The following is a 13,460-nucleotide window of genomic DNA, read 5'->3' as shown; positions in this document are numbered from 1 at the left end:
TGCATAATGAGTTTTCTTTATATTTTCCGCATAAACACGTAGATATCTAGATGCTTGCTTTTGACAGGTTAGTTGCGAAAAAACTTTTGTAATTTTGCGTGAGATTATTATCTGTTTCAAAGGGAACAATATAAAAGTTATTGGTCAAAAAAAATAATATAGAAATTTTACTTAACTTCTGGGAGCAAACATGATAATTAAAACACTGACTAAGGCTAAACATACTCCGATTAAGTCGTAGCGGTCTGGAGTTACCCCGTCTACCTTCCAACCCCAAAGCATTGCCATTGCGATAAATACGCCGCCGTAAGCCGCATATACTCTGCCAAAATTTGCCGATTGGAAAGTTGCAAGAACCCCATAAAAAGCTAAAGCAATTCCCCCCAATATGCCCCACCAGAACGGCTTACCTTCGCGCAACCACAACCAGATTAAGTAGCCACCCCCAATTTCAAATAAACCAGCCCACAAAAAATACAGCAGAGACTTAATCATTTGACTGATTATTTTACAACAGAGAACTCAGTAAAATTACGCTAACGCTTTTAAGTAAACTATTGTCATTAATTAAAGGTAAGTTTGTTGACCAAATTGGGCATGGGGCACAAGAGGCAGATGTGCAAAGGGGCAGAGGGGCAGGGGGGAAAACTTACTGCAACTTCTCCTCTGTTTCTCTGCTCTGTGCTCTCCTGCTCCCTTATCCCTCCACTCCCGATCCAGAATGTAGATAAGGCTCAAGCATGAAAGCACCATTACCTGATAACGAAGCACAGAGAATTGAGACACTTTTGCAGTATAAGATTCTCGATACGCCATCGGAAGCCGCCTTTGACGATCTGACTCGTTTAGCCTCGTATATTTGTCAGACTCCTATTGCCTTAATTAGTCTGATTGATACAAATCGCCAATGGTTTAAGTCAAGAGTCGGTTTGGATGCCCTAGAAACACACCGAGATTTTGCATTCTGTGCCCATGCCATCCTCCAGCCTGATATTCTGGTCGTGCCTGATGCAAGAGATGACGAACGGTTCGCTACAAATCCACTGGTGATATCCGATCCAAATATTCGGTTTTATGCTGGTGTACCTCTCACGAACCTTGAAGGATACGCCCTCGGAACCCTATGTGTAATTGACTACGTACCACGAGAACTTAATCCAGAACAAATAGAGGCATTACGAACTTTAGGCCGTCAAGTCATTAAGCAACTGGAATTGCGCCGAAATTTAGCAAGTTTGGTACTTGTTACCAAGAAAGGTAAACAGGCACAGATGGTATGCAAGCAATTTTTCAAAAAGATTGCCGCAAGTTTTGGTTTGTCGTCGGTAATTTTAGTTCTGATTGGGGTGGTTTCTTATCAAAATACAACACTATTTACTAGTAATCGCAATATAGTAAAAAACACTTATAAAAAACTTAATAGCCTAGAAGAAATACTGTCTCAGATAAAGGATGCTGAGACTGGACAAAGTAGCTACATCTTTACTGGAGAAAAACTTTATCTAAAATCGTATCAAACAGCACTTGGTAACGTCGATCGAGAAATTGCCAAGCTGAAGAATTTAACAGTAGATCAACCGAATCAACAAAAGCAGATTGCAAAGCTTGAATTTCTGATAACAGCTAAACTTACTGAACTAAAACAGACTATCAACTTGCGCCAGAACAAGGGATTAGAAGCGGCGTTGCAAGTACTACTGAGAAACGATCGACAAAATCGCATGGATGATATCCGCAAGGCGATCGCTGAGATGGAAAACGAGTCCAGGGAACGAATCCGACAGCAGTCACAAGCAGCAAAGACTTGGACTCGGAACACAATTCTGACACTGGCGATCGCTATTTGCCTAAGTTTTATCGTTCTTGCTGTAGTCTACTACTCGATCTATGGTGAGGTTATTGAGCGGAAGAGGACAGAAGAAACCTTAAATCAAGAACGCAACTTTATCTCAGCAGTCCTTGATACAGTCAGTGCGTTGGTAATAGTTCTCGATTCTCAAGGACAAATTGTTCGTTTCAATCAAGCCTGTGAGCAAATAACTGGTTACTCCTTTGATGAGGTGAGGGGTAGGTATTGCTGGAACTTGTTCCTTATTCCTGAAGAGGTGGAGCCAGTCAAAGCAGTTTTCAAGCAGATGCAATCTGGTCAATTCCTCAATGAGTACGAAAATTATTGGGTAATGAAAGATGGTAGTCGGCGGCTGATTGCCTGGTCGAATACCATCTTAAAAGACTATCAGGGCTGTGTTGAATACATTGTTGGCACTGGCATTGACATTACCGATGCCAAACGAACACAACAGCATCTGACAGCACAATATGCTGCAACCCGCGTTTTAGCTGAGTCCGCCACAATTAGCGAAGTTACTCGCCAAATATTGCAAGGAATCTGTGAGAGTTTGGCATGGGATTTGGGTGAAATTTGGATGATAGATGAGCAAGCAAATGTGCTACGCTTTCTCGATATCTGGCATAAAGCATCCCTTGAGATGCAAGAGTTTGAAATACTGAAGCGGCAAACCACCTTTGCACCCGGAATTGGATTACCTGGACGGGTTTGGGCTAGTTCTGAATCGGTTTGGATCGCTGATATCGCTAAAGATATTAATTTCCCTAACTTCAAAATAGCTGCTCAAGTAGGACTACACGCAGCTTTTGGTTTTCCGATCCGCAGTGGTAACAAAATCCTCGGTGTCATTACCTGCTTCAACCGGGAAATCCAGCCGCTTGACGAAGATTTAGTAAAAGCGATGAATTCTATCGGTGAGCAAGTGGGGCAATTTATCCAGCGTAAACAGGCTGAAGAAGAAATACAACGCCAAAATTTGCGATCGCAATTATTTACCGAAATCACCCTGAAGATTCGTCAGTCTTTGGACATCGAAGAAATTCTCCAAATCACTGCAGAAGAGGTACAAAAGATTCTCCAGACTGACCGAGTTTTAATCTATCAGCTTTTGCCAGATCAGTCTGCAAACACCGTTGTTGAAGCAGTAGTTTCTGGCTTACCAGCAATCAAAGAGCAAAACAACACCGCCCCCTACTTTGAAGCAGAATATCTCCAACAGTACTATCTACAGCAGTACCGTCAAGGAAAGATTTTCGGACTGGATAACTTGGATCTTCTGGAAGTTGAACAAAGCCATCTGGAATTAATGCAACAGTTTGGGGTAAAAGTCAATTTAGTTGTACCGATTCTTGTTAAAGAAGAACTTCGCGGTTTGCTCATAGTTCATCAGTGTGACGATTCCCACCACTGGTCTAGCTTTGAAACCGATCTTTTGCGGCAAATAGCCGACCAAGTAGGTATTGCTTTAACCCAAGCCCAACTATTAGCAGCAGAAACTCTTCAGCGACAAGAACTTGAAATTGCCCGTCGCCAAGCCGAATTAGCTTCTCAGACAAAAAGTGCCTTTTTGGCAAATATCAGTCATGAGATTCGCACGCCGATGAACGCTGTATTGGGGATGACCAGTTTGGTGTTAGATACTCCCTTAGACCCAGAACAGCGAGATTTTATTGAAATAATTCGGAGTAGTGGAGACGCTCTTTTAAGTTTAATCAACGAGATTTTGGATCTTTCCAAACTTGAAGCTGGAGAGATGGCTCTCGAAACTCTCGATTTTGACCTATCCACTTGTGTGGAAGAAGTGGTGGAATTGTTGGCTCCCTCAGCCCATAACAAGGGATTAGAAATTGCCGCACTGATCGATCGCAACGTTCCCACCCAACTCAAAGGAGATACTGGTAGGCTGCGGCAAATTTTGATGAACTTAATCAGCAACGCGATCAAATTTACCAGCGCTGGCGAAGTATTAGTACAAGCTGAATTGCGTACGTTTTCTCCGACTACAGCCACCATCCATTTTGCCATTACAGATACAGGTCTTGGCATTAGCCCTGAAGACCAACGTAAACTCTTTACACCATTTACCCAAGTGGATGCTTCGACCACTCGCAAGTATGGTGGTACCGGTTTGGGATTAGCCATCTGTAAACAACTTGTAACTTTGATGGGAGGAGTGATTGGGGTAGAAAGTCAGATGGACAAAGGATCTAAGTTTTGGTTTGAGGTGCTTTTTACCAAACAAGTTGAGCCTGTTGAGCCAAAATGCGATGGCTTTGCCAACGCTAAAAGCGAACGCGGACTTTTGCAAAATTGCCGCTTATTGGTAGTGGATAACAACGCAACTAATTATAAAATTATCTCCCATCAAGCTACTCATTGGGGAATAGAGGTAGATCGAACTGACAGTATTGCTGCGGCCGTTAAAGTTATTCAGCAAGCTAGCGAGCAGGGGAAATCATATCATGTTGCCTTGGTTGATCTGCAAATACCCCAAACAAATAACATAACAATAAAAGAACAAATTCAAGCCAATTCTGCAATTGCTGAGATACCTTTGATTCTGCTCGCCTCTACTAATCAACGGGATGAAGTACAACAGGCGCTCAAAATCGGATTTGCTGCTTATTTATTCAAACCCATTAAGCCATCACGACTCCTTGATACCATCAAAAATATTTTAGAAACTCAGCCGGAATCAGAACAAGGGTTTAGAGGCAGGAGGCTAGAGGCTACAGAAGAAATTCCGAGTACACAAACTTCAGGTATTATGACTTCTTCCTCTAACTCCTTTACTAAATCCAAGTTAAGAATTCTCTTAGCCGAAGATAATTTGGTGAATCAAAAAGTAGCCCTAAAGCAACTTGAGAGTTTGGGCTATAAAGCCGATGTCGTTGCCAATGGAAAGGAAGTTTTGCAACTATTAGAAAAAATTCCTTACGATTTGATTTTAATGGATTGCCAAATGCCAATTCTCGACGGTTTGGAAACCACAAAAGAAATTCATCGTTGGCAAGAAGATGCTTTTGCATTAGGTCATCGTCCTGTGGTGATTGCGATGACAGCTAATGTGATGAAAGAAGACGAACAAACGTGTCTAAATGCCGGAATGGACGACTATTTGAGTAAGCCAGTATTTAAAGAAAAATTGGCTGAGACTTTAGAGCATTGGATAGGTGCGATCGTTTCCCAACAAGAAGGAGTTGTCTATGAACAGACAGTTTCCACTGACTTAGCAATTGATTGGGAACACTTGCATCAGATATCGGGAAACGATCGAGAATTTGAATTAAATCTATTGCAAATATGCGTTGAAGATATTAAACCCCGTTTAGAGATAATTAAAGCAGCGATCGCAGCTGATGACTTTGGGCAAATAGCGCGAGAAACTCATCACCTTAAAGGTGCTAGTGCCAACATTGGAGCCACAGCTATGTACTTAGCAACTGACAAACTAGAACAACTAGCTAACGATCGAAACCTTAAAGGTACTACTAATTTAATTTTAGAATTAGAAGGATTTGTCAACTGCATTCAATACTTTTTAATCAAAAATAAAGTTTTATAGTAGTACTTACGCAAAAATTGCTAAAAAGCTTAATTTATCGAACCATCTTCTCTGCCAAAGGCTCCGGCAACACGTAGCATCTTGTGAAAAAAACGTTAATGTGCAGCGTATTGTAGAGTCTAAAAACCCAGACTGTAGCTTGCTTACTGTAGGGTAACTGAGCAAAGTTGGAGCTACTCCCCTATCTTCAGCAATTTCGCCATCGCCAACCGTTGCAGTTTCCCGGTAGCACCACGAGGTAGTCGATCTAAAATGTGAATTTGCTTGGGAACTTTGAAGTCTGCCAGCATAGTTGCACAGTGAGCTAAAAGTTCTTTTTCGCCAGCTTCTGCTTTCAGAACCACAGCCGCGTGGATATCTTCTCCTAAAGATTTGTGGGGGACAGCAAAGGCTAAGGCTTCGGTGACGGCGGGATGGCGCAGCAAGACATCATCTACTTCTAAAGGAGAAATTTTTTCCCCACCCCGGTTAATCAATTCTTTAATCCGTCCAGTCAAATGGAGGTAGCCGTCTGCATCAACTGTACCCTGATCCCCCGTGCGGAACCAACCGTTTACAAAAGCTGTGGCGTTAGCTTCTGGATTGTTTTCGTAGCCATCTATAACATTGGGTGCTTTTACCACCACCTCGCCCAAGCTTCCCTTAGATAACAGGTTGCCTTCATCCATAATCCCCACTTCTACACCGAAGCCATAACCGACAGTACCTGGTTTCCTGACTTTTGGCGGTAGGGGATTGGTGGTCATTAAGTGAGATGCTTCAGTCATGCTGTAAGATTCCACCACAGGAGCATTCAGAGTTGCCTCTAGCTGTTCAATGATAATCGGTGGCAAAGAAGCGCTACTAGAGCGAATGAAACGAAAGCGGTTAGCTTTGACAATTTCTGGGTTGCGGCTAGCGCGTGCCAAAATTGTCTGGTGCATGGTTGGTGCTGCGGAGTACCAGGTAGGTTTGTAGGTATCTACCAGTTTCCAAAACTCCAAGGCATTAAAACCATTAGGACAAACTAATGTACCGCCCGAAGCCAGAGTTGCCAGCAAACAGCCCACCAATCCGTGAACATGGAATAGGGGCATTAGGCATAGTGTAGTATCAGCTGCTGTAAGTGAGTAAGCACTAATCAGGTTGCTGGCTGAAGCGATTAAGTTACGATGACGAATCGGCACGCGCTTGGGACGACTGGTAGTGCCGCTAGTGTGGAGAATCATCGCTATATCATCAGCGTTGGGGGCTACGGGATTCGCTGGTTCTGCTGGTTGTGAGCCTGTTTTGACTAATTCAAAGCTTAATGTGCCGTCAGTATTTACCTTGGCATTAATCAGCATCATATCGGGTGTGACACTAGCAATGGCTGCTTCCGATCTTTCAGACAATGTAATCAGTGCTTTTGCTTGGGTATCTTGGTAGTAAAAGGCAAATTCTTCTTGTTTGTATTTCGGATTTAAGGGTGCAGCAGTGCCACAGATGGCAGCAGCCAAAAAGGTAATCGCCATTGGTGAACCGTTAGTCATGGCAATGGCAATGCGTTCTCCCCGTTTCAATCCAAAGCTGTTGAGTTGAGATACTAGTCCAATAACATTCTCGCGCAATTGCTTATAGGTTAGCGATCGCCCATCAGGTGTAACTAGGGCTGGATGATTGTCTTCCCCTACTAAAAGCTCAAATAAATTCATTGGTTTTTCCGAACTGTAAATATTATGATTTAGCTAAACAAAAAATTGTGCCGTTCTAGCTGGAAAAAGCAGGGAAATCATAAAGAAGTTACCAAACCTGTAACTTCTACTATGGTCAAAGCTTTGCAAACACAGGGTTCAGGGGAATCAAGGGAAGAAGTTTTCCATGTATCCTTGTGTACCCCCTTTATAATGGCTACTTTCTGAGTTAAACCCTATCTATTTTGAAACCTAGAGTTTTGAATAATAGGAGATTATTGAATTTTAGCTTGTATTTTGAACTTTACCATCATTCCAAAAACTACGGTTTTCAATGTAGAAATCGTTTAAGTTTTATCGATAGTTTATCGGAGATTATGTTTGATTTGGACGTGATACATGATATACTTTACAAAGTTCTAAAAGTTCGGATTGTTTAAGTAGATGGTTAAAAAGCTGCAAAAAGTCTACTAAAGACCCCCTCTCTAAACCTCCCACACTCGTAAGGTGCTTTGAAACCACCATACCCTCATATAAAAAAAGGGTTAAATTTATAATATTTTCTTATTAAAAACAATACTTTTCAAACATCCTTATCCTCATAACACTTCCTATGGCAGAATTTTTTTTCGCAGTAATCCTGTAAAATCAGTAAAGCGTACATTGAATAAATTTGTGGAACTGCGATCGGGCATTTTAAGAGTTAGTAGCATTAACTATCAAAATGCCCTTGGAGTAAACCTTTGGATATAAACTATTATAAGAAATTTGTTCTTATAATAGTTTATAGAAATAGCCATCTACTCAATTTCTAAAACAGATTAATAGCAATTATGAGTCCCATAAAAATTACTATGTTGGGCGAAAGCTTGGAGCGCCAAGGTGGAATAGTTTCTGTGGAAAAGCTCATTCTTGAAGAAACTACCTCTGATATTCAAATTAAACATATTGCTACTTTACCGAATGGTTCTGCTATCCATAAAGTGTTAGTGTTTTTGCAGGCAATAGGTGAGTTGTTTTGGAACTTATTAAACCAAAAGACTGACCTAATTCACATTCATGTTTCAGATAGAGGTAGCGCTTTTCGTCATTCAATCACTAGTCTTATTGGTTGGCTATTTCAAAAACCAGTAATTATTCATACTCATAGTGCTGATTTTCATTTGTTTTACTCTAAACTACCTCAATGGCTTAAGCAGTGGCTAAGTTGGTCGTTTTGTAAATGTACCCGTTTCATTGTTTTATCAGATAGCTGGAAAAAATTCTACATTGAAAATCTGGGCTTGAAGTCAGAGCAAGTTATTGTTCTCCCTAACCCAGTAAAAATTCCCGCCCAAATTCCACAGCGAATAGATTCCAAACAGATATTTTTCTTATTTTTAGGGCGCATTGGTGAGCGCAAAGGTGCTTTTGATTTAATTAAAGCATTTGCTTCTATGCCTGTTGCTCAACAAAGCCAAGCCAAGTTAGTTATAGCGGGAGATGGAGATGTAGAACAAGCTCGTAGTTTGATCCCAACTCTAAATCTTATTGACTACATCACTATTCTTGATTGGGTAGATAAAGAAAAACGTGACGATCTTTTAACTAAAGCTGATGTCTTTGTGTTACCTTCCTACAACGAAGGTCTGCCTATGGCACTACTAGAAGCAATGAGTTGGGGTTTGGCAGTTATCACTACCGCAGTAGGAGGAATACCCGAATTAGTTACTCAAAATCAGAATGGTTTATTAGTTAATCCGGGGAATATTCAACAATTGTCAGAGGCAATGCAATCTTTAATTGCAGACGAAAATCTGAGAATATCTTTGGGAAGTAATGCACGAGCCAGAGTTAAAAACTTAGACATAAACAGTTATCTTACATGTTTAAGATCCATCTATACAGCAGTTATCAATTAAGAGACATCTTGATGAAAATAGTTTGAAGTGACTTACACTATGTATTAAATATGTATTAAATACCGAACTTACAAACGACGTAATTCATTCTGTATAAGGATAATAGGCGTTGAAAAGGTATGGATTTAATATTAGGAAAAGTCAATGAGCGATAAAAGTATTATTCTTTTGTTGTTCGCATTATTCTAAACTTGGTATACTGGCTAATAAATAAGGGAGGTGCAAAAATGAAAACTTTTCCTGAAGTAAAGTTGTTTGATACAAGATTCCATAAAGTTCAAGTACACGAATTAGTTGATTATTTAATAGAAGCAGCAAAAAACCAAAAAAAGACAGTTGTAGGACATGTGAATATCAGAGCCATGAATTTTGCTTATGAAAAATCTTGGTATCGAGATTTTTTGAATAAGGCTGATTTAGTATTTTGTGACGGATTTGGTGTAATGGTAGGAGCTAGATTCAATGGTTATTCAATGCAATCTGCACATCGAATGACAGCACCAGATTACATAGAAGATTTAGCATTAAAGTGTGAGACAGAAAATCTTTCTTTATTTTTGCTAGCTGGAAAACCTGGTGTAGTGGATAAGGCAATTACTAAGTTAGGATCGATTGCGCCTAATTTACGCCTACAGGGACATCATGGTTATTTTGAAAAATCAGGAAAAGAGAATGATTTGGTAATAGAAAAAATTAATAAATTCCAACCAGATATTTTATATATTGGTTTTGGTATGCCGTTACAGGAACGCTGGATTTTAGATAACTTCAATAAAATTGAAACTACTGTATTTTTACCTTTGGGTGCTTGTCTAGATTTTTATACTGACTCTATATATCGCGGGCCGCGTTGGCTGACTGATAATGGTCTGGAGTGGTTAACACGCTTAATTACTGAACCTACTCGTCTAGCAGACCGTTATATTGTAGGCATTCCATTATTTTTTTATCGCGTAGTTAAAAAGCGAATCGCTCAAGGAATGATAACAAATCGCTAAATAAATTTGTTCTAAATTTTGCATTTGTTATAACCATGACTGCCCAAAAGTGGCAAATTGTTTCCCCTACCTCTGCTGCCAAGACTAGAATTAGAATTGATGTGACATTCTTCTAGTAGCCAAAGTGCCAGACTCTCTGCCATTAAGCGATCGCTATCTTGCCTTAATCGATGAAATTGTCGAAACCACCCTCAAGGGCAAAATTAGCTCTGTAGAACAGGTGTATCAAATGCTGCTCAAAGGAATTACTTCCGGTACAGGGGAAGTCTTTGAGCTAGCTTTGAGCGATCGCCTGACTACCTTCCAAAGCCAAGTAGATAGTGAAAAAGACGAACTCAAGAAAGCCAAGGTGACTCGCAGTTTGAGAGCCGTTAAGACGATTCAAAGTCAATGGCAACGCTGGCAAGAGCAAAACAAAGCCACAGAAGCGATCGCCTCCGCAGTTACAGAAATCACCACAGCCCCTGCTGCCGAGCGTCTAGCGACATTTATCCGAGTTACTGACCCCAATCAGAAGTATCCGCTAAATTTACAACAGTTACAGCAGTTGTCAAAGGCATTGCAGCAATTTGCTCAGGCAGATGCTGATTTACAACAATTTTCTGAAGGGATTACCCGTGGTTTAGCTTCTTGGCAGCGATTGCAAGACAACTTGCTCAGTTGGATGTACGAGCAAAAAGAATCTCTGGGGTTTGGCGGTGTACCAGGAGAACGCGGCCCTTGGGCAAGTTGGGCGAAACAACTTAATAGTGAGTTACCCCAAGCACTGCTTCGCACCTTGGCTAGGGAAGAATCTGCAATAGAGTTTGCCGAGCGACAAAGGGGGATTACCCTGAGAGATTGGGTGGAAATGGCATTGATTTTACAGTACTTGCAACGGGGATTAATTAACTGGTTTGACCAACAAGCTTACGATGTGAAAGCGGGGCCAAAGTTGTCCATTTCCACTTTTTTGACCTTTGCAGTGATTTGGAGTCAGTTAGCAAGTGGTTTTAGGAGCATTGGCACAATATACAGCGATGCCTGTTCTCAAATCATGCTCCAGATTTTGCGAACCTTTGCCCAGCGTCCGTATTTTCCCTTTTACGGTGGGATTTTTGCCTCTTTTACTGGCACTTATTTACGAGATGCCCTAGATTATTTGGATGAACCGCTACGACAAGGCGAGGGAACTCAAGAAAAGGCGCGAATTTTGACCCTTTTAGGCTATTCCCAGCGTGCTTTGGGACAATACCAGCGCTCCATTGATTTTCATCAGCAGGCGTTAGAGATAGCTAGGAATGCAGGCGATCGCGCCTGTGAAATTGCCAATCTCAATCACCTCAGCCGTACCTACGTGCAACAGCAAAATTATGCTGAGGCAATTAACTACAGTCAACGGGCATTAATACTGAGTCGGCAAGCAGGCGATAGAACAGGAGAAGCAAACGCGCTGGTAAATTTAGGTTACAGCGAAGTCATGCAAGCTCAGGAATTGGAAAACCTAGAACCCGAAACCTATGAAGCTGCAATTAACTATTTGGAACAAGGTTTAAAATTATCAGAAAAATTAGGCGATCTTCAAAGCAAAGCCTTATGTGTCAGCAGCTTAGGAATTGCCTATTTAGTAATTGGAGAACACCAAACTGCAATTAAATATCTTGAAGATGGTTTTAAAACAGCGCAAGTTTCCGGTGATTTGTATCTCCAAGGGCGGAACTTAGCTTATTTGGCAGAAGCTTATTATCATCTGCAAAATTCGGAAAAAACTGTTTATACAGGTTGCTTGGGAATGTATCTTTTGGAGCAAATTGCTTCTAATGAGTGGCGGCAAGCAGCAGGGTTACTGACAATTTTACAAGGACAAATCGGGGTAAAAGCTTTCCAAAAGTTCTTACAGCAACATCGCCCGAAAATTATTGCGGTTATTGGTGTGGATGGGTACGATCACATTCCACAATTGTTAGAAGAATATCAGCAAGATATGTAAGAAAGATAAGCATTCAGGTTTAACTGCTCCCAAGTTTGAAAAGAGAAGCAAGACGGGTGGCTAACTTTTATAGTTAATGAAGCTGTTATTTCACCACATTCACCATCAAAAAATGCAAGAGACTACTATGAGGCTTTAAAACAAGCCTCGGAAGAACTAAAAGTAAGTGGCGATCGCAGTCACAATAAAATCCATTCGCGGTCATTGCCACTTGTGTTTTTCTCTGATAATGCAGGTGCATTCCGTATAACAGTCAGATATTGAAAATAGAATTATTTGTCATTAAAGGTCGCGATCAAACGTGAAACGAAAGTTATTACTCATGGAAGTTAACAACGTCATTATGAGCGGAGGCATTGTACTTGCATTGCTCATCGTTGGAGGACTTATGCAGGGTAAAGCGATGCCTACGGCGGTAAACTACGCACTTTTGATCGCCACACAATCCGAGAAAGGAGAGTCAATATTGTCTCATCAACGGCTTTGGGTTGTAACCGGAGGTCAGACAGGAGTTGACAGAGCTGCGCTCGATACAGCTTTGTCACTTTTGTTACCAGTTCGTGGATGGTGTCCAAAGGGGCGGCTTGCAGAGGATGGAAAGATACCACCTGTATACCCGCTTCAAGAGACAACGAGTACAGACTACGCATTACGTACCGAGTGGAACGTTCGAGATTCAGACGGGACGCTTGTCCTAGCGTATGGATCGCTTGAAGGAGGAACAAAGCTTACGGCTGACCTAGCGCATAAGTACGATCGCCCCGTCCTCATTATTAACGCGCTGTCGTTTAGTGGAAATGACGCTGCTCGTTTCTGGAGTTGGATTCAGAAACACAACATTCGCATTTTGAATGTTGCTGGTCCACGAGAAAGCTCACGACCAGGTGTTATTTATAACCGTGCCCGATATGTTCTTAAGCAGCTCTTGGAGTCGTAAAAAGAAAGAGATAAAACTTTCCCCAGTATATTTTTTTAGCAGAACTCCATATTGAGCTTGCTTATTTAAATGAATTGTGGTAGTTTCATTGTCATAAAAATATCTTTAAACCGATTGAATTACCGTAGTTTTTTTGATAACATCATTACTCTAGTTAAGAAATTTGTTTTCACTATGTAGTTGAAAAACCGTAACAGCTTCTTCAAAAGACACACTATGCTTTTCGGCATTACTAACTGCTTTGTTTGCATCCCACTGAAATTTCATGAGTCTATTGTACTCTCAAGTAGAGCCATAGCCGACTTTTCGGCAGATTGCTCCAACCGAATTCTTAGACCGCTTTTCAGTTACTCAATACTCAAAGAAGTCCTGCTGATTCATATAATCGTTTGAGCATTGCTGAAATCTTCGTACCATAATCTAAATCTGCTGACCACCGCCCTGATAGCTGATCGATTAATGGCGCAATCCCGCGTGTGACAAAGCGAAACCTTGGATCTACTACTTCTTGTACCAAAGGTTCTAAACTAGCGTAAGCTTTCAAATGTTGGACGTGTGCCCTAACTCCAATTCTGGCACTTGGAAAAGA

Annotated in this window: 7 protein-coding genes and 1 pseudogene; 5 read left to right on the top strand and 3 right to left on the bottom strand. The window is 41.1% G+C overall.

Features of this window, described 5'->3' with window-relative positions; all coding sequences use genetic code 11:
• Nucleotides 1-171: 171 nt before the first annotated feature.
• A complete protein-coding gene (locus tag V7K41_RS19010; protein ID WP_104905135.1) occupies nt 172-495 on the bottom strand; it encodes a YnfA family protein in 324 nt (107 codons plus the stop codon).
• A 245-nt stretch (nt 496-740) separates the two neighbouring features.
• On the opposite strand from V7K41_RS19010, the gene V7K41_RS19005 reads away from it, so the two are divergent.
• Nucleotides 741-5,414: a GAF domain-containing protein gene (locus V7K41_RS19005; protein WP_334850616.1), complete on the top strand. Its 4,674-nt coding sequence runs from the start codon at nt 741-743 to the stop codon at nt 5,412-5,414.
• Between the two features lie 173 nt (nt 5,415-5,587).
• On the opposite strand, the gene V7K41_RS19000 is transcribed toward V7K41_RS19005, so the two are convergent.
• On the bottom strand, nt 5,588-7,087 hold the full coding sequence (locus tag V7K41_RS19000; RefSeq protein ID WP_334850615.1) for an acyl--CoA ligase: 1,500 nt from the start codon (nt 7,085-7,087) through the stop codon (nt 5,588-5,590).
• Between the two features lie 812 nt (nt 7,088-7,899).
• On the opposite strand from V7K41_RS19000, the gene V7K41_RS18995 reads away from it, so the two are divergent.
• From V7K41_RS18995 to V7K41_RS18980, 4 genes are all read left to right on the top strand, one after another.
• The gene (locus tag V7K41_RS18995) at nt 7,900-8,967 is read left to right on the top strand and encodes a glycosyltransferase family 4 protein (RefSeq protein ID WP_334850614.1); all 1,068 of its coding nucleotides are present in this window, start codon (nt 7,900-7,902) and stop codon (nt 8,965-8,967) included.
• Nucleotides 8,968-9,194: 227 nt separating this feature from the next.
• Nucleotides 9,195-9,965, top strand: coding sequence for a WecB/TagA/CpsF family glycosyltransferase (locus V7K41_RS18990; protein WP_334850612.1), 771 nt, complete (start codon nt 9,195-9,197; stop codon nt 9,963-9,965).
• A gap of 124 nt (nt 9,966-10,089) precedes the next feature.
• A complete protein-coding gene (locus V7K41_RS18985) occupies nt 10,090-11,934 on the top strand; it encodes a tetratricopeptide repeat protein (RefSeq protein WP_334850610.1) in 1,845 nt (614 codons plus the stop codon).
• A gap of 343 nt (nt 11,935-12,277) precedes the next feature.
• On the top strand, nt 12,278-12,871 hold the full coding sequence (locus V7K41_RS18980; RefSeq protein WP_334850608.1) for a putative molybdenum carrier protein: 594 nt from the start codon (nt 12,278-12,280) through the stop codon (nt 12,869-12,871).
• Between the two features lie 358 nt (nt 12,872-13,229).
• Here V7K41_RS18980 and V7K41_RS18975 read toward each other — a convergent pair.
• Nucleotides 13,230-13,460 (bottom strand): annotated as a pseudogene (locus V7K41_RS18975) (cell wall hydrolase); the annotation flags it as partial.

It is taken from the genome of Nostoc sp. (assembly GCF_036917415.1).
Taxonomy (GTDB): domain Bacteria; phylum Cyanobacteriota; class Cyanobacteriia; order Cyanobacteriales; family Nostocaceae; genus Nostoc.
The sequence above is the reverse complement of the archived record's forward strand: the minus strand, read 5'-3'. Positions and strand labels throughout refer to the sequence as shown.